Below are 25,110 nucleotides of genomic sequence, written 5' to 3'. Positions count from 1 at the left end.
GATAGAATCATCGTTATGCATTTATATACATTAACCGGATCAGAAAAAGGCTGGTGGACTGTTAGCCTTGGTGGGCGAGTTTGGTTACCTCAAGGCGATCTACCTTTTGGTACTGCTCAGAATTGGGGGTTAACAGGTAAACAAGCCAAAGTTGTTGGTGAATGGCAAGGGGAAAATGTTTGGCTTATTCATGGCAAAATGGATAACGATATGTGTTCTCCCAGACTGATAGCCTCTCAAGACGAAAAATTATTTAAGCTTGTTGGAAGAGGTGTACAGTTAGCCGAATTTTACCGTTCTCATCGTTACTGCGGTTACTGTGGTTCTAAAATGAGACATAGTGAGAGTGAATGGGCTTGTTTATGTGATAACTGCCACGAACGTTATTATCCACAAATCGCCCCTTGTATTATTGTGGGTATTAGAAACCAAGATAAAATTTTATTAGCTCATCATGTAAGACATAAACACTCGCCTCTTTATACTGTGTTAGCTGGTTTTGTCGAAGTAGGAGAAACCCTCGAAGAAGCGGTAGCGCGTGAAGTTTTTGAAGAGAGTAATATCCATATTCGTAATATTCGGTATGTCTCTTCTCAGCCTTGGCCTTTTCCTCATTCTTTAATGATGGGCTTTTTAGCTGATTATGACGGTGGTGAGTTACGTCATGACCCGGCTGAATTAACGAGTGCAGGTTGGTATCGCTATGATAAATTACCACAAATTCCACCATCAGATACCATTGCTAGGCGTTTAATCGAAGATACGATAGCGAATATTCGTCAAGATGAAACAAGAAATAAATAAAGGCGCAGTCTGCCAACAGTTATTTTTCTAACATGTTACAATCTAAGCTATTTTGCGGCCCTATTACTGTTAATGGAGTTAGTCATGAGTGAGTTGAAAAACGACCGCTATTTACGTGCGCTGTTGCGCCAACCTGTTGATGTCACCCCTGTTTGGATGATGCGTCAGGCAGGCAGATATCTTCCTGAATATAAGGAAACACGGGCACAGGCGGGGGATTTCATCTCATTGTGCAAAAATACAGAGCTCGCATGTGAAGTCACACTGCAACCATTAAGACGCTTTCCTCTTGATGCTGCCATTTTATTTTCTGATATTTTAACTATTCCTGATGCAATGGGATTGGGGCTCTATTTTGAAACGGGTGAAGGCCCTCGTTTTCATTCGCCAATAAAATGCTTTGATGATATTAAAAAATTACCTATTCCTGATCCTGAAGATGAATTAGGTTATGTGATGAATGCAGTACGTGCTATTCGTCATGCATTACAAGGTAGTGTTCCATTAATCGGTTTTTCTGGTAGCCCTTGGACACTTGCCACTTATATGGTTGAAGGTGGAAGCAGCAAGGCATTTACAAAAATTAAAAAAATGATGTATGCCGAGCCACAAGCGTTACATCTATTACTGGATAAACTGGCAGATAGCGTTATTCTATATTTGAATGCTCAAATTAAAGCGGGCGCCCAATCTATTATGATTTTTGATACATGGGGTGGCGTATTAACAGGACGCGATTACCAACTGTTTTCACTCAACTATATGCATAAGATTGTTGATGGTCTTATTCGTGAATATGATGGTAGAAAAGTCCCCGTCACTTTATTTACTAAAGGTGGTGGGCGCTGGTTAGAAGCCATGGCAGCAACAGGTTGTGATGCATTAGGTCTAGATTGGACAATTGATATTGAAGATGCACGCCATCGAGTCGGCGATAAAGTTGCATTACAAGGCAATATGGATCCTTCAATGCTATATGCACCGCCAGCAAGAATTGAACAGGAAGTTGAAACCATCCTTGCTGGATTTGGCAAAGGTAATGGTCATGTCTTTAATCTTGGGCACGGTATTCATCAAGACGTTCCACCAGAACATGCTGGTGCGTTTGTTGATGCGGTTCACCGTTTATCAAAGCCTTATCATCAGGATAATGATTAATACTCAACAACTGCGTCAAGAGCAGACAGAAAAAGCTCAACAAATTATTTTAACCGATCAATATTCAGCACCTACTTATATCGCCGGTGCTGATGTTGGTTTTGAAGACGGTGGCGCAGTCACTCGCGCTGCCATCGTTATATTACATTACCCTTCTTTTGAAATTCTTGAATACCAAATAGCGCGAATTCCCACATCACTCCCTTATATTCCAGGTTTACTTTCTTTTCGTGAATGTCCCGCGTTATTAAAAGCGTGGCAGGCATTAAAACAAAAGCCTGAACTTATTTTTGTCGATGGGCAAGGTATCGCTCATCCAAGGCGATTTGGTGTTGCAAGTCATTTTGGTTTGCTTATTGATACTCCTACAATTGGCGTTGCTAAAAGTCGTTTATGTGGAGTTGATAAACCTTTAAGTGAAGATGTTGGAAGCTATGAAACGTTAATGGATAAAGATGAACAAATAGGGTGGATTTATCGCAGCAAGAAAAAATGTAAACCACTCTATATTTCTCCAGGTCATAAAGTGAGTATGAAGAGTGCGTTAGCGTGGGTTGAGCGCTGCATGAAAGGCTATCGATTGCCTGAACCAACTCGTTGGGCTGACGGTATAGCTTCAAATAGGCGAATATTTGAGCGATTGAATAAGAATAAGCTCTAAATAGTCGGGAAATATGTGGATATTCTGAATTTTCAGGTAAACTGCGGCTAAGTTAAGAAAATGAGTAATTACGAATGTTGAAGAACCCAATCCATTTACGTCTAGAAAAGCTTGAAGGCTGGCAACACCTGACGTTTATGGCATGCCTGTGTGAGCGCATGTATCCGAATTATCAGGTATTTTGTCGTGAAACAGGATTTACCGATCCAATGCTTTATCGTCGTATTCTCGATTTGGTTTGGGAAACTTTAACGGTAAAAGATGTAAAGGTGAATTTTGATTCACAATTGGAAAAGCTAGAAGAAGCTATTCCTGATGCATCTCAATTTGATATTTATGGTGTTTATCCCGCCATTGATGCCTGTGTTGCGCTAAGCGAAATAGTACATTCCCGTTTAAGCGGAGAATCATTAAGCCACGCTATTGAAGTAAGTAAAGTATCTGTTGGTACTGTTGCAGCACTCGAAATGACACAAGCAGAAAGAGAAATGAGCGAGGAAGAACTGAAAGATCTTCCTGCGGTTATTGATGAATTTGATATCCAATGGGAAATTTATCGCCTGTTGGTTGAGTGCGAAGAACGAGATATTGAACTGATAAAAGGTCTGCGAACAGACCTTCGCGAAGCTGGAATGAGCAATATCGGTATAGAATTAACACACTAAATCAGAAAAACGTGATTTAGTGCTTGAAAAGCGACGTTTAAAGACTTCACATCACCCCAGTGTATGTTCTACATTGGGAACGAACAGAAGTGGCTCAGGTGTTTTTACTTAATTAGTACTTTTAAAATACTCATTAAGTTTTTTCACCAGATGTTTTTCAAACGATAAAACATACTTTAAGGACTATTTTATGAACAAAGCTGAATTAACCGAATCAGTTGCTGAAAAAGCGGATCTGACAAAAACTCAAGCAAAAGCTGCTATTGAAGCGTTTATCGATTCAGTAACAGGCGCTCTGAAAGAAGGCGATTCTGTACAGTTAGTTGGTTTCGGTACATTCAAGGTGAATCACCGTGCAGAACGTACAGGTCGTAATCCTCAAACTGGCAAAGAAATTACTATTGCAGCAGCAAACGTTCCTGCATTCACTGCCGGTAAAGCACTGAAAGACGCTGTAAAATAATTCCTTTGAACGGAATGAACAATAGAGGGGGAGTTATTCCCCTTTTGTTGAAACGACAGGGGCTGTTTGCTATAGGATTAGCGTCTTTGCTCAGCGCCTGCTCTTCTACTCCACGACTTCCTGAGTTTTCTGCAACCGGTTATATTGCGGACGAAGGTGTTGTTAGGTTATGGCGCCTGAATAATCCAGCGTCGGAGCCTCAAGTTATAATGAGTGTGTATAGTTTTTATAAAAAACCTGAAACCATCATCACATTCTATGAATATCGCCAAAATCAGCTCTGGCAAGTCCGCAGTGAAATTGTAAATCCTACCAACCCGTCCTCTTGGCATCTCCGATTAAATCAACATGGCGAAACGATTTTTATGCAGCAAGAAAATCAAGGTCAAAAACGACAGTTAAGCGAAGATGAACGCCTAATCATGGTTTTCTCAGCATCAAAAGAGCGTGAAATCAGTGAAGCATTAACCATTGGACAAGTTAATTTAGTACAAGGCGTTTGGAGCCAAAATACCATGACAACATGTGCTGGTGAAAAAGTGAATGTGTCATTTGAAGCCCCAGAGCAGCGTTGGCTAAAGAGACGAGCACTAAATTCGAATAAACCTGTTTATGTGGCATGGCTTGATTCGCCAGAAGGTAAACAATTATTGATGGTTGCTGAACATGATTTTTGTAAATGGGAACCAACAAAAGAGAGTCTGTAATAACTCCCTTTTGTCGTTTTAGCTTACTTTTTTAAACGTGCAATAGCACGATAGCCAATATCATGGCGATAAAAACTACCATTCCAATGAATATCTTTTGCTAAAGCATAAGCATTTTTTTGTGCTTGTTCGATATCATCACCTAAGGCCGTAGCACATAAAACACGACCGCCAGCAGTGATAACCTCACCTTTATCATTTAATACCGTACCTGCTTGGAATACTTTTGCTGTTGTTGATGAGGTTTGGGCTAAACCATAAATAATATCACCTTGGCGATAATCAGCAGGATAACCACCGGCAGCAATCACAATACCTAAAGCAGGACGAGGATCCCAAATTGACGCTTTACCCTTTAATTCGCCTTTTGCACCGGCCAAACAAAGCGCGACTAAATCTGATTGCATACGCATCATAATAGGTTGAGTTTCTGGATCACCAAAGCGGCAGTTAAATTCAATAACCTTAGCGACGCCTTGTTTATCAATCATTAATCCCGCATAAAGAAAACCTTGATAACGGTGACCTTCTGCCGCCATACCTTTTACTGTCGGATAAATCACTTTTTCCATTACTTGCTGGTGGATGGCATCAGTAACAACGGGAGCTGGCGAGTAAGCGCCCATTCCACCTGTATTTGGGCCGGTGTCGCCATCGCCAACGCGTTTGTGATCTTGGCTGGTTGCCATCGGGATAACATTTTCGCCATCAACCATGACAATAAAACTGGCTTCTTCGCCATCAAGAAATTCTTCAATGACGATACGATGACCTGCATCCCCAAAAGCATTACCCGCAAGCATATCTTTAATCGCATTTTCGGCTTCAGCCTCAGTCATTGCAACAATGACACCTTTTCCTGCAGCTAAACCATCAGCTTTAATGACAATAGGCGCACTGACTTTCTTTAAATAGTCTAAAGCAGGTGCGACTTCAGTAAAGTTTTGATAGCTCGCTGTTGGGATGTCGTGACGCGCTAAAAAATCTTTAGTAAATGCTTTTGAACCTTCAAGTTGTGCTGCACCTTTAGTTGGGCCAAAAATCGTTAATCCAGCTTCTTTAAATGCATCAACGACACCAATAACAAGTGGTGCTTCTGGACCAACAATAGTAAGTCCGATATCATTTTCTTTAGCAAATTCAACGAGAGCGGAAATATCTGTTGCGGCGATGGCAACATTTTCTACGCCGGCTTCTAATGCGGTTCCTGCATTACCTGGTGCGACAAAAATTTGTGCCGCAAGTGGTGATTGAACGGCTTTCCATGCAAGAGCATGTTCACGACCACCATTACCAATAATTAAAATTTTCATATTGATATCCTATTAGTGGCGGAAATGGCGCATGTTTGTAAAGATCATCGCAATGTTATGTTCATTTGCAGCAGCAATAACTTCATCATCACGAATTGAACCGCCAGGTTGAATAACACAAGTTACGCCTGCCAGTGCCGCTGCATCAATACCATCTCTAAATGGGAAAAATGCATCTGATGCCATAGCGCAGCCAGCAACTTCTAAACCTTCATCAGCTGCTTTAATTCCTGCAATTTTGGCGGAATAAACTCGACTCATTTGTCCTGCGCCAATCCCGACAGTCATATCATTCTTGGCGTAAACAATGGCATTTGATTTAACAAACTTAGCGACTTTCCAGCAAAACAGAGCATCTTTTAATTCTCGTTCACTAGGTTGGCGTTGTGTAACGACTCTTAAGTTTTCTTCTTTAACCATACCCAAGTCACGATCTTGTACTAACAGTCCACCATTTACGCGTTTAAAATCGAATGCAGGCTTTGCTTCTTGCCATTGACCACAAGCTAATACGCGAACGTTAGGTTTAGTTTCTAAAATAGGTAACGCTTCTTTATTAATAGAAGGAGCAATAATGACTTCAACAAATTGACGTTCGATAATCGCGCTTGCTGTTTCTGCATCTAATGGGCGATTGAAAGCAATAATACCGCCAAATGCAGAGGTTGGATCGGTTTTAAATGCGTTGTCATACGCTTGTACGAGGCTATTCGCAATAGCAACGCCACAAGGGTTTGCATGTTTCACAATAACACATGCTGGTTCGGAAAATGATTTCACACATTCTAATGCTGCATCAGTATCAGCGATGTTGTTGTAAGAAAGCGCTTTACCTTGTAATTGTTCGGCTGTCGCAATTGATGCTTCTTCTATATTCTCTTCTATATAGAAAGCAGCTTGCTGATGAGCATTTTCTCCATAACGCATATCTTGCTTCTTTATATAGTTAAGATTCAATGTACGAGGAAAATGACCTGATGGCTGTGAAGTGTCGCCATAATAAGGCGCAACTTTTTGACCAAAGTAATTTGCGATCATGCTGTCATAAGCGGCAGTGTGTTCAAATGCTTTTATAGCTAAGTCAAAGCGGGTATCTAAAGTAAGACTATTTTCGTGATTATCCATTTCTTCAATCACTCTTTCATAATCATTACTATTTACTACGATAGTGACATCTTTATGATTCTTTGCGGCAGAGCGAACCATGGTTGGCCCACCTATATCAATGTTTTCTACAGCATCTTCTAATGTACAGTCGATACGAGCAACCGTTTTAGCAAAAGGATAAAGATTAACAATTACCATATCGATAGGGCGAATATGGTGTTCTTCCATTATTGAATCGTCTTGTCCGCGGCGACCTAAAATGCCGCCATGTACTTTAGGATGTAATGTTTTAACTCGACCATCCATCATTTCAGGAAAACCTGTGTAATCGGAGACTTCAATAACAGGTAAACCTGCTTCTGCTAATAGACGCGCAGTTCCGCCAGTCGATAATAGTTCTACATTTCTTTCAATAAGCGCTTTAGCAAATTCTAAAATACCCGTTTTATCTGACACGCTTAATAGTGCACGGCGGATAGGACGAAGATGTTGCATGAGTTTTATCCCTTGGTTTTCGTATTACGGTAATGATGGTGAAGTTAAATCACATTAATACAGTGAAATTGTGTTTGCTTAACTAACATTTCAGAAGCTGAACACAAAATCAATCTAACTTATTTAGTGCGCATAATAACGCAATCGTTTGCGTTTGGCATTCGAAATTTGAATGGAATATCAGTCTGTGGATAAATTTGTTGATAAAGTGGTATAAGTGGGGGTTTTGCTGTGGAATTAAGCAAACGATTTTTTTTCTTAAAAAAACTATTGCCAGCCTCAGAAAACTCCCTATAATGCGTCCTCGTTGTCACGGCAAACCACGCTAAGTGAGTTAGCCGAGAGAACAAAAAATAAAGTGAAAAGCCTTATAAAATAACGCTTGACACTGAATGAGGAAGATGTAGAATGCACCTCCTCGCAACAACGCAGAAGACCGGAAACGGCAGCGAATGTTGAACTGCTCTTTAACAAATTATCAGACAATCTGTGTGGGCACTCACAGAGACGATATCTTCTAAAATATTTAGATGTATATAAGTCTTAAAGAGTGTTTACAAAAGTAAAATTCATTTATGAATGAAGCTAAGTATTCGATTTCTTTGAGCATCAAACACTTTTAATTGAAGAGTTTGATCATGGCTCAGATTGAACGCTGGCGGCAGGCCTAACACATGCAAGTCGAGCGGTAACAGAGGAAAGCTTGCTTTCTTGCTGACGAGCGGCGGACGGGTGAGTAATGTATGGGGATCTGCCCGATAGAGGGGGATAACTACTGGAAACGGTAGCTAATACCGCATGACGTCTACGGACCAAAGCAGGGGCTCTTCGGACCTTGCGCTATCGGATGAACCCATATGGGATTAGCTAGTAGGTGAGGTAATGGCTCACCTAGGCGACGATCTCTAGCTGGTCTGAGAGGATGATCAGCCACACTGGGACTGAGACACGGCCCAGACTCCTACGGGAGGCAGCAGTGGGGAATATTGCACAATGGGCGCAAGCCTGATGCAGCCATGCCGCGTGTATGAAGAAGGCCTTAGGGTTGTAAAGTACTTTCAGCGGGGAGGAAGGTGTTAAGATTAATACTCTTAGCAATTGACGTTACCCGCAGAAGAAGCACCGGCTAACTCCGTGCCAGCAGCCGCGGTAATACGGAGGGTGCAAGCGTTAATCGGAATTACTGGGCGTAAAGCGCACGCAGGCGGTCAATTAAGTCAGATGTGAAAGCCCCGAGCTTAACTTGGGAATTGCATCTGAAACTGGTTGGCTAGAGTCTTGTAGAGGGGGGTAGAATTCCACGTGTAGCGGTGAAATGCGTAGAGATGTGGAGGAATACCGGTGGCGAAGGCGGCCCCCTGGACAAAGACTGACGCTCAGGTGCGAAAGCGTGGGGAGCAAACAGGATTAGATACCCTGGTAGTCCACGCTGTAAACGATGTCGATTTGGAGGTTGTGCCCTTGAGGCGTGGCTTCCGGAGCTAACGCGTTAAATCGACCGCCTGGGGAGTACGGCCGCAAGGTTAAAACTCAAATGAATTGACGGGGGCCCGCACAAGCGGTGGAGCATGTGGTTTAATTCGATGCAACGCGAAGAACCTTACCTACTCTTGACATCCAGAGAATCCTTTAGAGATAGAGGAGTGCCTTCGGGAACTCTGAGACAGGTGCTGCATGGCTGTCGTCAGCTCGTGTTGTGAAATGTTGGGTTAAGTCCCGCAACGAGCGCAACCCTTATCCTTTGTTGCCAGCGCGTAATGGCGGGAACTCAAAGGAGACTGCCGGTGATAAACCGGAGGAAGGTGGGGATGACGTCAAGTCATCATGGCCCTTACGAGTAGGGCTACACACGTGCTACAATGGCAGATACAAAGAGAAGCGACCTCGCGAGAGCAAGCGGAACTCATAAAGTCTGTCGTAGTCCGGATTGGAGTCTGCAACTCGACTCCATGAAGTCGGAATCGCTAGTAATCGTAGATCAGAATGCTACGGTGAATACGTTCCCGGGCCTTGTACACACCGCCCGTCACACCATGGGAGTGGGTTGCAAAAGAAGTAGGTAGCTTAACCTTCGGGAGGGCGCTTACCACTTTGTGATTCATGACTGGGGTGAAGTCGTAACAAGGTAACCGTAGGGGAACCTGCGGTTGGATCACCTCCTTACCTAAGAGATACGTGTTATGTGTAGTGCTCACACAGATTGTCTGATGAAGAACGAGCAGAAATACCGGTATAGGCTTGTAGCTCAGGTGGTTAGAGCGCACCCCTGATAAGGGTGAGGTCGGTGGTTCAAGTCCACTCAGGCCTACCAAATCGTATTGATACTGCGTTGTGAAATCACTCGTTTACTGATGTAAACTTCGTGACTCCACGCCTTGTTTCACTGCGATTGGCTCAATTCTTGCTTAGCGGAACGTTTCCAATAAGAAAGAAACCTGAGTAACGAAATCGGTATTAACATTGCATTATGGGGCTATAGCTCAGCTGGGAGAGCGCCTGCCTTGCACGCAGGAGGTCAGCGGTTCGATCCCGCTTAGCTCCACCATAATCTCTTTAAAATATAATTCAGAGTATATTAGCAATAGTATACTGCGAATTATTTTGCTCTTTAACAATCTGGAACAAGCTGAAAAATTGAAAACAAATCAATATATCACCGAGGTATATTGATGAGTCTCTCAAAATCTCAAACTTTGAATGTGTTTTTGACATCAAAGTGGGATGCGCGAGCAATTTACAGTTCGAGGCGGACAGCGCGCAGCCAGCGCAACATACATAAGTATGTGAGCATGGCGAGCACTGCCCAACGACGAAATGTAATCTGCACAGCCATCACCACCAAGATTATCTTCGAAAAAGACACCTTCGGGTTGTGAGGTTAAGCGAATAAGCGTACACGGTGGATGCCTAGGCAATCAGAGGCGATGAAGGACGTGCTAATCTGCGATAAGCGTCGGTAAGGTGATATGAACCGTTATAACCGACGATTTCCGAATGGGGAAACCCAATATCCAATGGATATTATCATTACGTGAATACATAGCGTAATGAAGCGAACCGGGAGAACTGAAACATCTCAGTACCCCGAGGAAAAGAAATCAACCGAGATTCCCCTAGTAGCGGCGAGCGAACGGGGAACAGCCCAGAGTCTTAATCAATAGCAGCATCAGGAGAACGGTCTGGAAAGTCCGGCAGTAAAGGGTGATAGCCCCGTATCTGAAGATGTTGTTATTGTGAACTCGACGAGTAGGGCGGGACACGTGTTATCCTGTCTGAATATGGGGGGACCATCCTCCAAGGCTAAATACTCCTGATTGACCGATAGTGAACCAGTACCGTGAGGGAAAGGCGAAAAGAACCCCGGCGAGGGGAGTGAAAAAGAACCTGAAACCGTGTACGTACAAGCAGTAGGAGCCTCTTTTATGGGGTGACTGCGTACCTTTTGTATAATGGGTCAGCGACTTATATTCTGTAGCAAGGTTAACCGTATAGGGGAGCCGTAGGGAAACCGAGTCTTAACTGGGCGAATGAGTTGCAGGGTATAGACCCGAAACCCGGTGATCTATCCATGGGCAGGTTGAAGGTTGGGTAACACTAACTGGAGGACCGAACCGACTAATGTTGAAAAATTAGCGGATGACTTGTGGATGGGGGTGAAAGGCCAATCAAACCGGGAGATAGCTGGTTCTCCCCGAAAGCTATTTAGGTAGCGCCTCGTGAACTCATCTTCGGGGGTAGAGCACTGTTTCGACTAGGGGGTCATCCCGACTTACCAACTCGATGCAAACTGCGAATACCGAAGAATGTTATCACGGGAGACACACGGCGGGTGCTAACGTCCGTCGTGAAGAGGGAAACAACCCAGACCGCCAGCTAAGGTCCCAAAGTCATGGTTAAGTGGGAAACGAAGTGGGAAGGCTCAGACAGCCAGGATGTTGGCTTAGAAGCAGCCATCATTTAAAGAAAGCGTAATAGCTCACTGGTCGAGTCGGCCCGCGCGGAAGATGTAACGGGGCTAAACCATGCACCGAAGCTGCGGCAGCGACACTTAGGTGTTGTTGGGTAGGGGAGCGTTCTGTAAGCCTGCGAAGGTGTGCTGTGAGGCATGCTGGAGGTATCAGAAGTGCGAATGCTGACATAAGTAACGATAATGCGGGTGAAAAACCCGCACGCCGGAAGACCAAGGGTTCCTGTCCAACGTTAATCGGGGCAGGGTGAGTCGACCCCTAAGGCGAGGCTGAAAAGCGTAGTCGATGGGAAACGGGTTAATATTCCCGTACTGGTGGTAACTGCGATGGGGGAACGGAGAAGGCTAGGTTGTCCGGGCGACGGTCGTCCCGGTTCAAGCATGTAGGCAGAGTGATTAGGCAAATCCGGTCACTTAATGCTGAGGTGTGATGACGAACCACTAAGGTGGTGAAGCAATTGATGCCCTGCTTCCAGGAAAAGCCTCTAAGCTTCAGGTTACCAACAATCGTACCCCAAACCGACACAGGTGGTCAGGTAGAGAATACTCAGGCGCTTGAGAGAACTCGGGTGAAGGAACTAGGCAAAATGGTGCCGTAACTTCGGGAGAAGGCACGCTGGCGGTAAGTGAAGTCCCTGCGGACGGAGCCGAAGCCAGTCGAAGATACCAGCTGGCTGCAACTGTTTATTAAAAACACAGCACTGTGCAAACACGAAAGTGGACGTATACGGTGTGACGCCTGCCCGGTGCTGGAAGGTTAATTGATGGGGTTATCCTTAGGGAGAAGCTCTTGATCGAAGCCCCAGTAAACGGCGGCCGTAACTATAACGGTCCTAAGGTAGCGAAATTCCTTGTCGGGTAAGTTCCGACCTGCACGAATGGCGTAATGATGGCCAGGCTGTCTCCACCCGAGACTCAGTGAAATTGAACTCGCTGTGAAGATGCAGTGTACCCGCGGCAAGACGGAAAGACCCCGTGAACCTTTACTATAGCTTGACACTGAACATTGAGCCTTGATGTGTAGGATAGGTGGGAGACTTTGAAGTGTGGACGCCAGTCTGCATGGAGTCAACCTTGAAATACCACCCTTTAACGTTTGATGTTCTAACCTAGGTCCATAATCTGGATCGGGGACCGTGTCTGGTGGGTAGTTTGACTGGGGCGGTCTCCTCCTAAAGAGTAACGGAGGAGCACGAAGGTTGGCTAAGCATGGTCGGACATCATGCGGTTAGTGCAAAGGCATAAGCCAGCTTGACTGTGAGAGTGACGGCTCGAGCAGGTACGAAAGTAGGTCTTAGTGATCCGGTGGTTCTGAATGGAAGGGCCATCGCTCAACGGATAAAAGGTACTCCGGGGATAACAGGCTGATACCGCCCAAGAGTTCATATCGACGGCGGTGTTTGGCACCTCGATGTCGGCTCATCACATCCTGGGGCTGAAGTAGGTCCCAAGGGTATGGCTGTTCGCCATTTAAAGTGGTACGCGAGCTGGGTTTAGAACGTCGTGAGACAGTTCGGTCCCTATCTGCCGTGGGCGTTGGAAGATTGAGAGGGGTTGCTCCTAGTACGAGAGGACCGGAGTGAACGCACCACTGGTGTTCGGGTTGTCATGCCAATGGCATTGCCCGGTAGCTAAGTGCGGAAGAGATAACCGCTGAAAGCATCTAAGCGGGAAACTTGCCTCGAGATGAGTCTTCCCTGTCACCTTGAGTGACCTAAAGGAACGTTTAAGACTAAGACGTTGATAGGCTGGGTGTGTAAGCGTAGCGATACGTTGAGCTAACCAGTACTAATGAACCGTGAGGCTTAACCTGACAACACCGAAGGTGTTTTGTCTGAGAGAAGAGACTAACATCAATAAAGTAAGCTTGTTTTAAGATTGAATTACTGGTTACGTGGAGAGATTGGCGTAACGGGTAATAACAGAATTTGCTTGGCGGCCATAGCGCAGCGGTCCCACCTGATCCCATGCCGAACTCAGAAGTGAAACGTTGTAGCGCCGATGGTAGTGTGGGGTCTCCCCATGTGAGAGTAGGGAACTGCCAGGCATTAAATAAGACGAGAAAGCCAACCCACTGGGTTGGCTTTTTTGCGTTTAAATTTTAGTATTTTTTAAAAAGTGAGAAATAATCGTTATCACTCTGCAATCTTGGATTATTTTATAATTTATTTAAAGATAATTATTAAATAATACCTTGGCTCCAACGTGTAAATTGATTAAATCCCATATGTTTTAATATATAGCAAAACCATACACTGTAATCAGAGGGGTTTTGTTCAATATCTTGATAAAGAGAATCGAGAGATATCCAACGATAATTCATTACTTCATTCGGATTACACTGAGGAGTTTGATCAGTGAAACCAAGGTATAAATGATCAAATTCATGTTCTATCAGATTATCTGTCACTTTTTCATTATATAGAACTGTGCCAATGGTTCGAATTTCATTACACTGCATTCCTAATTCTTCATCTAAGCGTCGATGAATTGCTTGTGAAAGTAATTCATTAGGGCGAGGATGGCTACAGCATGTATTTGCCCATAAACTTCCTGAGTGATATTTAGTAATAGCTCTTTGCTGAATAAGTAGTTGTTTTTTCGAATTGAAAATAAACAATGAAAAGGCTCGATGTAAGGCGCCTATAATATGAGCTTCTAATTTAGGCATTGTGCCAAGCTCATTATCATTTTTATCTACAAGAACGACAGCGTCTTCCACAAAAATCACCTTAGTAAAATAATATGCAGTTATAGTGGGAATATAACATGTCTGTATATCAAATAACGATTTATTGCATTGTACTTTTTACAGCATCACAAATTTATGATGCCTTATTTTATATTATTGAGTTTTTATGGCGTATAGTATTGAACACCAATCTTAATTAACTCTCGTCCCTGAGACTTGCGATATTTATTTGTATCTCGTAATGAATAAATACAACCACAGTATTCTTGTTGATAAAATTGTTCTCTCTTACTAATTTCTATCATTCGAGCTGCTCCCCCTTTTTTACGCCAGTTATATTCCCAATAAATCATATTTGGATATGGTGCTGCCGCTCGCTTTCCGCAATCATTAATTTGATTCATATCCTTCCAACGTGAAATACCTAGCGAGCTTGAAATAACAGAAAAACCATTTTCGGCAGCATAAAGTGCAGTTCTTTCAAAGCGCATATCAAAGCACATTGTGCAGCGTATTCCACGCTCGGGTTCTTTTTCCATTCCTTTTGCGCGTTCAAACCAATTATCAGTATCATAATCTGCATCAACAAAAGGAATATTATGTTTCTTAGCGAAACGAATATTTTCCTCTTTACGTATTAGATATTCTTTCTGAGGGTGAATATTAGGATTATAAAAAAAGACAGTATATTCAATGCCCGAAGCCTGTAATGCTTCCATAACTTCACCAGAGCAAGGTGCACAGCATGAATGTAATAATAGTTTAGTTTCATTCGCAGGTAATGTGAGCTTTTCTCTTATAAGTGTCATTGATATTCCTAAACTGATTTTTTAATATAAATATATTATTATTTTATTATAAGTAATAGCGCGTAGTTTTTCTGCCTATTTTATTTTTAATTATCTAAAACTAACTTATTGTTTTAGATAAACTAAATTAAAATCATAACTATGACTAGATTGATAATATCTATCAGAGAGTTTACTAGATTCATATTCTGATGAGAGGTAAGATGAAATACTAATTCTGCTACTATTTGTTTGTAGCAAAATCTAAAATAAAGGAATTTAGTTATGTCGTCTATATTACCTCGCTCTGTCACTTCACCAAAAAAATTCTTTATTGGCAGTCAATTACTTAGCTCTGTCGGAAAATACGTTAAAGATTTTGGTGATAATGCTTTTATCATTAGTGATGAATTTTTCTTAGATAAAGTAAATAAAGAAGCTATCCCTTCACTTAAAGAAAGCGGTTTATCTGCACTTGTTGAAAAATTTAATTATGAGTGTACAGAAGTAGAAGTTAATCGACTTGGGCAATTAGCTATTAGCAATAAAGCAAATGTTATTATTGGTATTGGCGGTGGTAAAACTTTAGATGTCGCTAAAGCAGTTGCTTATTATCAGCATATTCCTGTTATTTTATTTCCTACTATCGCTTCTACAGATGCACCTTGTACGGCTCTTTCTGTTCTTTATAAAGAAAATGGTGAGTTTGATAAATACCTCTTCTTACCACAAAATCCAGATGTCGTGATTGCAGATACGGCTATTATTGCTTCTGCCCCGCAACGCTTTTTTTCTGCGGGCGTGGGTGATGCGTTAGCAACTTATTTTGAAGCTCGTGCTTGTTACCAAGCTGATGGCCTGAACTTAGTTAATCAACGTCCATCACGTACGGGGCTTGGACTTGCACAGTTGTGTTTTGAAGTATTGAGCGAGAATATCGATAAAGCAATGGATGCTATTCGTCATAAAATTACAACTCCTGCACTGGAAGAAACCATTGAAGCAACAATCTATCTTAGTGGTGTTGGTGCAGAAGCCGGTGGGTTAGCAGCTGCTCACGCAGTTAATAATGGTATGTCTGCAGTTGAATCACTGCATCATGTTCAGCATGGTGAAAAAGTTGTTTTTGGCTTATTAACTCAGTTAGTACTGGAAAATGCCCCGCAAGAAGAGATAGATGAAGTTATCCGTATTATTAAAGCAGCTGAACTGCCATTAACACTTGAAGATATGGGAATGAAAGAATTTATTGAGAGTGAATGGCGTATGGTAGCAAAAATTGCTTGTGCAGAAGGTGACACCATGGGGAATATGCCAATGAAGATCACTGAAAATGACGTTTATAATGCAATGATCGCAGCTAATGCTTTGGCTCATCGTTACAAATAATATTAAATAAGTCTATTTGTGATATCAAACCCCAAATTTATTTTTGGGGTTTTTTGTTTATTCGAGTGTCGGATTCATTTCAGCAAGATCAAACGGCGTAATTTGATAAACGTAGTAATTGAGCCAATTAGCAAAGAGCAGATGTCCGTGACTACGCCATGATACAATAGGTTTTTTATCTGGGTTGTTATGAGGAAAATAGTTTTCAGGTAGTTGAGGTTCAAGACCTGCTTTTACATCTCGGTGATACTCATCAGCGAGCGTATTTGGATCATATTCAGGATGGCCTGTAGCAAATACGAGTCTTTTATCTTTTGAAGCAAAGAGGTAAGCGCCGGCATCTTCAGAAGTTGCAAGGATTTCTAAGTCTGTGTTTTTCTTAATAATATCTATTGGGAATCCAGCATGGCGAGAATGTGGTGCAAAAAATGTTTCGTCAAATCCGCGTGTTAACAGCGCTAATGGATCACAAGTTGTGTGACTATATACTCCTGAGATTTTCTTTTTTAAGGTGTATTTAGGTAAGTCATATAAAATATTCAGTCCAGCTTGTGCTGCCCAACAAATAAAGAGAGTTGATGTAACATGCTCCTTTGCCCAATTAATCACTTCACTAATTTCATTCCAATAAGCAACGTCTTCAAACTCAACCAATCCTAATGGTGCACCTGTAACGATAAGCCCATCAAAATTTTGTGTTTTAATTTGCTCAAAATCACAATAAAAAGTATCAAGGTGCTCTACGGGGGTATTTTTAGGAACACGATCGTCGATACGTAATAATTGAATATCTATTTGAAGAGGGCTGTTCGAGAGTAAGCGTAAAAATTGATTTTCGGTCTCTATTTTCTTTGGCATCAAGTTAAGTAATAGCACTTTTAGCGGGCGAATATCTTGAATACTTGCTCGACTAGATGGCATTACAAACACATTCTCTTTTTGTAAACAACTCACTGCAGGGAGTTCATCAGGTACTCTAATTGGCATTTCAACAACCTCTACTAAAACATCTAGACATCTAGAAGCCTAAATTTAGCTAATAACCTCTATAATGTCGAGGTCTTCATATTGTTAATGAAGAATATTCATATAAGTAAAAGTTATATAGGTAAAATCAGCAATTAAATTGAGATTTAATCGTTCAATATTTCATCTGCTCAATGATCCTCGAGTAATTACTGCAACACTCAAATTTGTACAATAAAAAAACGCTGATGTAATCACATTGTTAAAAGTTTTTTAAATAAAAATGGAATTCATTTTTGATTTTTGTAAAAACTGCATTAATCTTAATCTGGTGTGCAAAAGATTTTAGGGGAATGCAAAATGTCACAAACATTAGTAACAGAAGAATTAAGTTTTACTCAGCCTTTTTGTAAGCAAGATAAAGATATCATAAATCATGATGTTAAGCAGCTTTTGACAGATTTGGTGAATCATTTTTCTGGGAGAAGGGAGGCTTTATTAAATGAAAGGAATAACTGGAAACATAAAGTTGATAATGGTTTTCTTCCTAATTTTATTTCGGAATCTAATTCCATTATCAATTCAGAATGGAAAGTAAATTCAATTCCCAAGGATCTACAAGACCGGCGCGTAGAAATCACAGGGCCAGTTGATCGCAAAATGGTCATTAATGCGTTAAATGCTAATGTAAAAGTATTTATGGCTGATTTTGAAGATTCACTAGCACCAACATGGGAAAAAGTTATTGATGGGCAAGTTAATTTACGAGATGCAGTTAAAGGCACTATTTCTTATACCAATGAACAAGGTAAATGCTATCAGTTAAAAGATTCACCTGCCGTACTTATTACGCGTGTAAGAGGGTTACATTTGCCAGAAAAACATGTGTTATGGAAAGGCGAGCCTATTGCTGGTTGTTTGTTTGATTTTGCTCTTTATTTCTCCCATAACTACAAGGCGTTATTAGCAAAAGGAAGTGGCCCTTATTTTTACCTTCCTAAATTGCAAACATGGCAAGAAGCTAAGTGGTGGAGTGATGTTTTCCATTTTACAGAAAAACGTTTTGGTTTAGCAATTGGTACAATTAAAGCAACAGTATTAATTGAAACGCTACCTGCAGTATTTCAGATGGAAGAGATTTTATTTCATATGAAAGAGCATATTGTGGGTCTTAATTGTGGTCGCTGGGATTATATCTTTAGTTATATCAAGACATTAAAAAACCACCCAGATCGAGTGTTGCCTGACCGACAAGGTATCACAATGACCCAACCATTTTTAAGTGCTTATTCCCGTCTATTAATTCAAACCTGTCATAAGCGCGGTGCTTTTGCTATGGGAGGGATGTCGGCTTTTATTCCAAGTCGAGATCCTGAGCAAAATGGTGCGATCTTACAAAAGGTTTATGACGATAAAGAGCTTGAAGCAAGCAATGGACACGATGGTACCTGGATAGCACATCCAGGGCTTGCTGAAACAGTTTTAGCCGCTTTTGATGCAGTATTAGGGGATCGTTTAAATCAGTTAGATGTACAGCGCAATGACAAAATTACGGCTGAAATGTTACTTGCTCCTTGTACTGGTGAGAGAACTGAAAAGGGCATGAGAGCAAATATTCGTGTCGCTGTGCAATATATCGAGGCTTGGATCTCAGGAAATGGCTGTGTCCCTATTTACGGCCTAATGGAAGATGCAGCTACGGCCGAAATATCACGAACTTCTATTTGGCAGTGGATCCGTCATCAGAAAACATTATCTGATGGACAAGTTGTTACCAAAGCGCTATTTCGCACAATGCTAACAGAAGAGCTTGATGTGATTCGCCAAGAATTAGGTGAGGAACGTTTTTTATCAGGACGCTTCAAAGAAGCTGCTGTATTGATGGACGATATTACAACCCAAGATGAATTGGTCGATTTTCTGACCTTACCGGGTTACCAACTTTTAAATTAAAAAAGATACGTAAAACGTATTTATAAACTGCAAACACCATCACTACCGTATTTATAGGAGCTGTTTTTATGACTATTAGTAGATCAGAGCAAATTGCCCAATTAGAGAAAGAGTGGGGACAATCTCGCTGGAAAGGAATTACTCGACCTTATAGCGCTGAAGATGTGATTAAGCTACGAGGTTCAGTTAACCCAGAACATACCTTAGCACGACGCGGCGCACAAAGGCTTTGGTCATCATTAAATGGAAAATCGAAAAAAGGTTATGTAAATGCACTCGGCGCATTAACGGGAGGGCAAGCACTACAACAAGCTAAAGCTGGATTAGAAGCAGTTTATCTTTCAGGTTGGCAAGTAGCAGCTGATGCAAATACTGCCGCAAGTATGTATCCAGACCAATCTTTATATCCTGTTGATTCAGTGCCTAATGTTGTGCAGCGTATTAATAATACCTTTAGACGAGCAGATCAAATTCAATGGTCTAATGGTATTGGGCCTCAACATAAAGACTATATTGATTTCTTTTTACCTATCGTTGCTGATGCAGAAGCTGGTTTTGGTGGCGTGCTTAACGCATTTGAATTAATGAAAGCGATGATTGAAGCAGGTGCTGCAGGTGTTCACTTTGAAGATCAGCTCGCCGCAGTAAAAAAATGTGGTCATATGGGAGGAAAAGTTTTGGTTCCTACTCAAGAGGCTGTACAGAAATTGGTTGCAGCAAGATTGGCGGCAGATATCTCTGATGTACCTACTCTATTAGTTGCAAGAACAGATGCTGATGCTGCTGATTTATTAACGTCTGATTGTGACCCTTACGATAGCGCCTTCTTAACAGGGAAACGTACATCAGAAGGTTTTTTCTGTACTCATGCTGGTATTGATCAAGCTATTAGTCGTGGTCTTGCTTATGCTCCTTATGCCGATTTAGTGTGGTGTGAAACATCAACACCAGATCTGAAAATGGCGGCTAAATTCGCTGAAGCTATTCATGATAAATATCCGGGTAAGATGTTGGCTTATAACTGTTCACCTTCTTTTAACTGGAAGAAGAATTTAGATGATCACACTATTGCTCATTTCCAAGACGAGCTTTCTGCAATGGGTTATAAATTCCAGTTTATTACCTTGGCAGGTATTCATAGCATGTGGTTCAACATGTTTGATTTAGCTCATGACTATGCTCAAGGTGAAGGAATGAAACACTATGTAGAAAAAGTGCAGGAAAAAGAGTTCACATCACAATCTAAAGGTTATACCTTCGCATCCCACCAGCAAGAAGTTGGTACAGGTTACTTTGATAAAGTCACAACAATTATTCAAGGAGGGGTGTCTTCAGTAACCGCATTAACGGGCTCTACAGAAGAGCAACAGTTTTAATTTGATTAAATATCGTTAATACCTTTTGTGGTGATAATTCAGGAGCAGGATGCTCCTCTTTTTTGCGAGGTTATTTGATGACATCAGAAGATTTAATTGCTCAAACTATTTTACAAGGTTTTGATGCACAATATGGCCGCTTTCTAGAGATAACGGCAGGTGCTCAATATCGTTTTGAGCAGGCAGATTGGCATGGTGTACAACTGGCAATGAAAGAACGAATTCGTTTATACGATAATCATGTTGGTTTGGTTGTGGCGCAATTAAAGTGTATTCGACATAATATTGATAAAGAAAGCCTTTTTCTGCAAAAAGTGAAAGAAAAATATACTCAATTATTACCTAATTATCCCCGTTTTGAAATTGCAGAAAGTTTTTTTAACTCAGTTTATTGTCGCTTATTTCATCATCGTGAGTTAAATAAAAAAAATCTATTTGTTTTTTCTTCTCAACCTGCATACCGCTTTAATCATGCGCCAAGGCCATTATCTAAACAGTTTGTAATACAAACAAACTTATCAGAATTATTGCAAGATATTGTATCCCGTTTACCTTTACGTTTGCCTTGGCAAAATAAAGTTAGAGATATTCATTTTATTTGCCAATCGCTTACTGCTCTGTTTTCAGAGCAACAGTTAAAAAGTGCAACTTTTCAAATAGCCAATGAACTTTTTTATCGAAATAAAGCAGCATGGTTGATTGGTAAAATTATTGTTAATGGAAACTACACACCATTTTTATTACCTATTCATAATATTGAGCAACAATTAGTTATTGATACTTGTTTAACAACAGCAGACGAAGCCAGTATCGTATTTGGATTTGCTCGCTCATATTTTATGGTCTATGCCCCATTTCCTTCCGCGCTAGTGGCATGGTTACGAGATATTTTACCAGGAAAATCTATCGCAGAACTTTATATGTCTATTGGCTGCCAAAAACACGGTAAAACTGAGTATTACCGTGAATATCTTGCCTTTATGAATTTTTCCTCAGAGCAATTTATAGAAGCGCCAGGAGTTAAAGGTATGGTGATGTTGGTGTTTACCTTACCAACTTATGATCGCGTTTTTAAAGTCATTAAAGACAAGTTTGCTCCTCAAAAAACGATCACTGCTGAGCGAGTGAAAGAGTGCTATCAATTAGTTAAAGAACATGATCGTGTAGGAAGAATGGCTGATACTCAAGAGTTTGAGAATTTTATTATTGAGAAAAAACGGATCAGTCCTGAATTAATGGCGATCTTTCAACAAGAGATCCCTAATAAATTAGAAGATCTTGGTGATAAGCTGCTGATCCACCATTTATATATGGAAAGGAGAATGACACCATTAAATATTTATATGGAACAATGTGATAGTAATCAACTCCAGGCTGTTGTCGAAGATTATGGTCAAGCATTGAAAGAACTTATTGCCGCTAATATTTTTCCTGGTGATATGCTGTTTAAAAATTTTGGTGTGACTCGTCACCATCGGGTTATTTTTTACGATTATGATGAAATTAGTTATATGACAGACATGAATTTTAGAGCAATTCCACCGGCTCGTTATCCTGAAGATGAATTAGCTAGTGAACCTTGGTATAGCGTTGGTTTAAATGATGTTTTTCCTGAAGAGTTTCGTTATTTTTTATGTAGTGATAAACAAGTTTGTCAATATTTTGAACAGCATCACCAAGACCTATTATCAGCCGATTATTGGCAGCAACAACAGCAAAGAATTAGAGATGGATATATTGAGGATGTTTATGCCTATTCACAAACTAAACGATTTAATTATCGCCATAGTGGATCATTGGATATTCAGAAATAAAAAACAGGTGTAAGAGGAACACCTATTTTTTATAAATACATTAATAATGCAACATTGAGCGCTAGATCATAAAAGTATTAACGCTGAGCGCCAGAGACAGCCTCTTTTGCTAACTCAGTGATACGTTGATAATCGCCCGATTTTACAGCATCGTTAGGGACTAACCACGAACCACCAATACAAAGCACACTTTCGAGTGCAAGATAGTTACGATAGTTCTCTGGTGAAATACCACCCGTTGGACAAAAACGAATTTGAGAGAATGGCCCCGCAATGGCTTTTAATGCTTTAACGCCACCATTGGCTTCTGCTGGGAAGAATTTAAACTCTTTTAAACCGTAACTCATACCCAACATTAATTCAGAAACTGTCGAAATACCTGGAATTAATGGAATAGTGCCCGCGACTGAAGCTTTTAATAACGCTTCGGTTAAACCTGGGCTAATAGCAAATTGAGCTCCCGCTTCAGTAACTTGAGCTAATTGCTGAGGGTTGATAACCGTACCAGCACCAACTATCGCCTCAGGAACTTCTTTAGCGATAAGTCGGATAGCCTCAATTGCGCACTCTGTACGTAGTGTAACTTCTAATACTTTTACGCCACCAGCGACAAGCGCTTTAGCAACAGGTACAGCATCTTTAATATCATTAATTACAATAACAGGAACAACAGGCCCTGATTTCAGTACAGATTCTGCACTTGTATTCCAATGATTCATCATTTGTATTCCCTAATTAGAGATTGAAGAACGAACGGTATGCATTCGCTCTTAGTAAGTCGTTAGGTACTAAAAATCGATACAGCAAGCACCTTGCTCTGCGCCTGATAAATGGCGGCGTAAGTTAACAAATAATTCGCGACCACAACCTATGTTATTAGTACTAAGGTCAATGCTAACTTCTCGGCGTGAATTAAGTTCCTGCTCATCAACGAGTAGGGTCAATTCACCAGTTTTACCATTAACACGAATAATATCGCCATCACATACTTTTGCTAATAATCCACCATTAACAGCTTCAGGAGTGACATGAATCGCTGCTGGCACTTTTCCTGAAGCGCCTGAAAGGCGTCCATCAGTGACTAATGCAACTTTATAGCCTTTATCCATTAATACCCCTAACGGTGGCATTAATTTATGCAATTCAGGCATACCATTAGCTTGGGGACCCTGATAACGGACAACGACAACGCAGTCTTTGTTTAACTCTCCCGCTTCAAATTTTGTGGTAATGTCATGCTGACTATTAAATACTACGGCGGGTGCCTCTATTATCTTATTTTCGTCTGGCACCGCAGAAGTCTTCATTACAGCTCGACCCAAATTACCCTGCATTACCTGAGTACCGCCGTGAGGTGAGAAAGGGGTATTGATATCAGCTATAACATTCTTATCTAAAGAACTGATAGCGCCTTCTCGCCAAGCTAATTGACCATTATTTAACCACGGCTCTTGGGTATAGCGTTCAAGGCCAAAGCCAGCAACAGTATTTACATCACGATGAATTAACCCTTTTTTTAGTAATTCACGAATAATTAATGCAATACCGCCTGAAGCTTGGAACTGATTAATATCAGCTGGGCCATTAGGATAAATTCTAGCAATTAATGGGATAACTTGAGAGAGCTCAGAAAAATCATCCCAATTAATAATAATGCCTGCGGCTCTAGCCATAGCAACTAAATGCATGGTGAGATTAGTTGATCCACCAGTAGAAAGTAATGCAATAATGCCATTCACAATTACTTTTTCATCAACAAGATGGCCGATAGGTAAATAGTTACCTGAATTTTCTGTTAAACGAACAATTTGGTGTGCTGCGGCTTCAGTTAAAGCATCACGTAAAGGGGTATCAGGGTGAACAAAAGATGCACCGGGTAAATGTAAACCCATCATCTCCATAACCATTTGATTAGAATTAGCGGTGCCATAAAAAGTACAAGTACCCACGCTATGATAAGATGCCGCTTCCGCTTCTAACAATGCATCACGATCTAACTTTCCTTCGGCATAGAGTTGGCGAATACGCACTTTTTCTTTATTAGGCAAACCGCTTGTCATTGGACCGGCAGGAACAAAAATCGCAGGAAGATGACCAAAAGAGAGAGCGGCCATTGCTAAGCCAGGAACGATTTTATCGCAGATCCCTAAATAAAGCGCACCATCAAACATATTATGAGATAAACCCACCGCCGCTGACATGGCAATCACATCGCGACTAAGTAGCGATAACTCCATTCCATCTTGCCCTTGAGTTACGCCATCACACATAGCGGGTACGCCACCTGCGACCTGACCTACAGCACCAACAGTGTGCAATGCTGCTTTAATTTGTTGTGGATAAGATCCGTAAGGCTTATGAGCGGAAAGCATATCATTGTAAGAAGTGATAATGGCAATATCATTATGAACCATATTTTTTAAGCGATTTTTATCGTCAGCCTGACAAGCTGCAAAGCCATGAGCCAAATTCCCACAAGCGAGTTGAGCACGGTGTACGGTTTGACTTTTTGCCGCTTCAATTTTTTGCAGATATGCATGACGCGTAGGTTGTGAACGAGCAATGATACGTTCTGTAACTTGTTTTACGATTTCATTGAGTGGAGCAAAATTGGCATAAAAATTATCTTGGTTTTTCTGGCTCATAGTGATGCATCCTTTGTTTACACAAGGGAGATGAGCTTGTAAATATTTCGCCAACTCATCATTTGAAACCCTAGTTACAGTTTTTGTTACCGGTAACATTGTTACGGGTAACAAATAGAGTTGCAATACTCTTGATGCAGCAAACGT

The 25,110-nt window shown here is 41.2% G+C and carries 17 protein-coding genes, 2 tRNA genes and 3 rRNA genes; 15 read left to right on the top strand and 7 right to left on the bottom strand.

Going from position 1 to position 25,110, the window contains the following annotated elements:
• Positions 1-15 precede the first annotated feature (15 nt).
• From nudC to PH4a_RS05410, 6 genes are all read left to right on the top strand, one after another.
• On the top strand, positions 16-804 hold the full coding sequence (gene nudC, locus PH4a_RS05435) for an NAD(+) diphosphatase (RefSeq protein ID WP_129038346.1): 789 nt from the start codon (positions 16-18) through the stop codon (positions 802-804).
• A gap of 84 nt (positions 805-888) precedes the next feature.
• Positions 889-1,962: a uroporphyrinogen decarboxylase gene (gene hemE, locus PH4a_RS05430; RefSeq protein WP_129038344.1), complete on the top strand. Its 1,074-nt coding sequence runs from the start codon at positions 889-891 to the stop codon at positions 1,960-1,962.
• Positions 1,955-2,623 carry a deoxyribonuclease V gene (gene nfi, locus PH4a_RS05425; protein WP_129041819.1) on the top strand — a complete coding sequence of 223 codons (669 nt, stop codon included), beginning with the start codon at positions 1,955-1,957 and terminating at the stop codon, positions 2,621-2,623. The genes hemE and nfi overlap by 8 nt, the downstream gene beginning before the upstream one ends.
• A gap of 74 nt (positions 2,624-2,697) precedes the next feature.
• On the top strand, positions 2,698-3,288 hold the full coding sequence (locus tag PH4a_RS05420) for a YjaG family protein (RefSeq protein ID WP_129038342.1): 591 nt from the start codon (positions 2,698-2,700) through the stop codon (positions 3,286-3,288).
• Positions 3,289-3,478: 190 nt separating this feature from the next.
• The gene (locus tag PH4a_RS05415) at positions 3,479-3,751 is read left to right on the top strand and encodes an HU family DNA-binding protein (RefSeq protein ID WP_064718078.1); all 273 of its coding nucleotides are present in this window, start codon (positions 3,479-3,481) and stop codon (positions 3,749-3,751) included.
• A 44-nt stretch (positions 3,752-3,795) separates the two neighbouring features.
• Complete coding sequence (locus tag PH4a_RS05410; protein ID WP_244212937.1) at positions 3,796-4,458, top strand: DUF1481 domain-containing protein; 663 nt, start codon at positions 3,796-3,798, stop codon at positions 4,456-4,458.
• 23 nt (positions 4,459-4,481) lie between these two features.
• On the opposite strand, the gene purD is transcribed toward PH4a_RS05410, so the two are convergent.
• A complete protein-coding gene (gene purD, locus PH4a_RS05405; protein ID WP_129038338.1) occupies positions 4,482-5,771 on the bottom strand; it encodes a phosphoribosylamine--glycine ligase in 1,290 nt (429 codons plus the stop codon).
• A gap of 12 nt (positions 5,772-5,783) precedes the next feature.
• On the bottom strand, positions 5,784-7,373 hold the full coding sequence (gene purH, locus PH4a_RS05400; RefSeq protein WP_129038336.1) for a bifunctional phosphoribosylaminoimidazolecarboxamide formyltransferase/IMP cyclohydrolase: 1,590 nt from the start codon (positions 7,371-7,373) through the stop codon (positions 5,784-5,786).
• Positions 7,374-7,993: 620 nt separating this feature from the next.
• Between purH and PH4a_RS05395 the strand changes: the two genes are divergently transcribed.
• The 5 genes from PH4a_RS05395 to rrf all read left to right on the top strand — a co-directional run bounded on the left by PH4a_RS05395 (position 7,994) and on the right by rrf (position 13,387).
• Positions 7,994-9,536, top strand: a 16S ribosomal RNA gene (locus PH4a_RS05395).
• 71 nt (positions 9,537-9,607) lie between these two features.
• Positions 9,608-9,684: transfer RNA gene (locus tag PH4a_RS05390), tRNA-Ile, on the top strand.
• A gap of 158 nt (positions 9,685-9,842) precedes the next feature.
• Positions 9,843-9,918 (top strand) — tRNA-Ala (locus PH4a_RS05385).
• Between the two features lie 331 nt (positions 9,919-10,249).
• Positions 10,250-13,153, top strand: a 23S ribosomal RNA gene (locus PH4a_RS05380).
• Between the two features lie 118 nt (positions 13,154-13,271).
• A 5S ribosomal RNA gene (rrf, locus tag PH4a_RS05375) occupies positions 13,272-13,387 on the top strand.
• The 16S, 23S and 5S rRNA genes sit together here with 2 tRNA genes alongside, the layout of an rRNA operon.
• A 135-nt stretch (positions 13,388-13,522) precedes the next feature.
• Here rrf and idi read toward each other — a convergent pair.
• Positions 13,523-14,062, bottom strand: coding sequence for an isopentenyl-diphosphate Delta-isomerase (gene idi / locus PH4a_RS05370; protein ID WP_244212936.1), 540 nt, complete (start codon positions 14,060-14,062; stop codon positions 13,523-13,525).
• A 134-nt stretch (positions 14,063-14,196) separates the two neighbouring features.
• Positions 14,197-14,841 (bottom strand): epoxyqueuosine reductase QueH, encoded by a 645-nt coding sequence (locus tag PH4a_RS05365; RefSeq protein WP_129038332.1) that lies wholly within the window; start codon positions 14,839-14,841, stop codon positions 14,197-14,199.
• Positions 14,842-15,105: 264 nt separating this feature from the next.
• On the opposite strand from PH4a_RS05365, the gene PH4a_RS05360 reads away from it, so the two are divergent.
• Entirely contained in the window at positions 15,106-16,209 is a 1,104-nt protein-coding gene (locus tag PH4a_RS05360) for a glycerol dehydrogenase (protein ID WP_064721300.1), read from the top strand.
• 57 nt (positions 16,210-16,266) lie between these two features.
• On the opposite strand, the gene metA is transcribed toward PH4a_RS05360, so the two are convergent.
• On the bottom strand, positions 16,267-17,196 hold the full coding sequence (gene metA, locus PH4a_RS05355) for a homoserine O-acetyltransferase MetA (protein WP_129038330.1): 930 nt from the start codon (positions 17,194-17,196) through the stop codon (positions 16,267-16,269).
• A 339-nt stretch (positions 17,197-17,535) separates the two neighbouring features.
• On the opposite strand from metA, the gene aceB reads away from it, so the two are divergent.
• From aceB to aceK, 3 genes are all read left to right on the top strand, one after another.
• A complete protein-coding gene (gene aceB / locus PH4a_RS05350; protein WP_129038328.1) occupies positions 17,536-19,128 on the top strand; it encodes a malate synthase A in 1,593 nt (530 codons plus the stop codon).
• Between the two features lie 68 nt (positions 19,129-19,196).
• Complete coding sequence (gene aceA / locus PH4a_RS05345; protein ID WP_129038326.1) at positions 19,197-20,504, top strand: isocitrate lyase; 1,308 nt, start codon at positions 19,197-19,199, stop codon at positions 20,502-20,504.
• A gap of 77 nt (positions 20,505-20,581) precedes the next feature.
• Positions 20,582-22,318, top strand: coding sequence for a bifunctional isocitrate dehydrogenase kinase/phosphatase (gene aceK / locus PH4a_RS05340; protein WP_129038324.1), 1,737 nt, complete (start codon positions 20,582-20,584; stop codon positions 22,316-22,318).
• A 77-nt stretch (positions 22,319-22,395) separates the two neighbouring features.
• Here aceK and PH4a_RS05335 read toward each other — a convergent pair whose 3' ends face one another.
• Positions 22,396-23,037, bottom strand: coding sequence for a bifunctional 4-hydroxy-2-oxoglutarate aldolase/2-dehydro-3-deoxy-phosphogluconate aldolase (locus tag PH4a_RS05335; RefSeq protein WP_064721304.1), 642 nt, complete (start codon positions 23,035-23,037; stop codon positions 22,396-22,398).
• A 69-nt stretch (positions 23,038-23,106) separates the two neighbouring features.
• Positions 23,107-24,963, bottom strand: a complete 1,857-nt coding sequence (edd, locus tag PH4a_RS05330) for a phosphogluconate dehydratase (RefSeq protein WP_129041817.1) — start codon at positions 24,961-24,963, stop codon at positions 23,107-23,109.
• Between the last annotated feature and the right edge of the window lie 147 nt (positions 24,964-25,110).

It is taken from the genome of Proteus hauseri (genome assembly GCF_004116975.1).
In the GTDB taxonomy this organism is placed as follows: domain Bacteria; phylum Pseudomonadota; class Gammaproteobacteria; order Enterobacterales; family Enterobacteriaceae; genus Proteus; species Proteus hauseri.
This window is presented reverse-complemented; position numbering and strand designations above follow the sequence as displayed.

Bases quoted from the DNA above. Each gene is read 5' to 3' on its own strand.
- aceA (WP_129038326.1), top strand. From the start codon at position 19,197: ATGACTATTAGTAGATCAGAGCAAATTGCCCAATTAGAGAAAGAGTGG.
- purH (WP_129038336.1), bottom strand. From the start codon at position 7,373: ATGCAACATCTTCGTCCTATCCGCCGTGCACTATTAAGCGTGTCAGAT.
- aceK (WP_129038324.1), top strand. From the start codon at position 20,582: ATGACATCAGAAGATTTAATTGCTCAAACTATTTTACAAGGTTTTGAT.
- hemE (WP_129038344.1), top strand. From the start codon at position 889: ATGAGTGAGTTGAAAAACGACCGCTATTTACGTGCGCTGTTGCGCCAA.
- PH4a_RS05365 (WP_129038332.1), bottom strand. From the start codon at position 14,841: ATGACACTTATAAGAGAAAAGCTCACATTACCTGCGAATGAAACTAAA.
- edd (WP_129041817.1), bottom strand. From the start codon at position 24,963: ATGAGCCAGAAAAACCAAGATAATTTTTATGCCAATTTTGCTCCACTC.
- PH4a_RS05335 (WP_064721304.1), bottom strand. From the start codon at position 23,037: ATGAATCATTGGAATACAAGTGCAGAATCTGTACTGAAATCAGGGCCT.
- nudC (WP_129038346.1), top strand. From the start codon at position 16: ATGCATTTATATACATTAACCGGATCAGAAAAAGGCTGGTGGACTGTT.
- metA (WP_129038330.1), bottom strand. From the start codon at position 17,196: ATGCCAATTAGAGTACCTGATGAACTCCCTGCAGTGAGTTGTTTACAA.
- nfi (WP_129041819.1), top strand. From the start codon at position 1,955: ATGATTAATACTCAACAACTGCGTCAAGAGCAGACAGAAAAAGCTCAA.
- PH4a_RS05360 (WP_064721300.1), top strand. From the start codon at position 15,106: ATGTCGTCTATATTACCTCGCTCTGTCACTTCACCAAAAAAATTCTTT.
- purD (WP_129038338.1), bottom strand. From the start codon at position 5,771: ATGAAAATTTTAATTATTGGTAATGGTGGTCGTGAACATGCTCTTGCA.
- PH4a_RS05415 (WP_064718078.1), top strand. From the start codon at position 3,479: ATGAACAAAGCTGAATTAACCGAATCAGTTGCTGAAAAAGCGGATCTG.
- aceB (WP_129038328.1), top strand. From the start codon at position 17,536: ATGTCACAAACATTAGTAACAGAAGAATTAAGTTTTACTCAGCCTTTT.
- PH4a_RS05420 (WP_129038342.1), top strand. From the start codon at position 2,698: ATGTTGAAGAACCCAATCCATTTACGTCTAGAAAAGCTTGAAGGCTGG.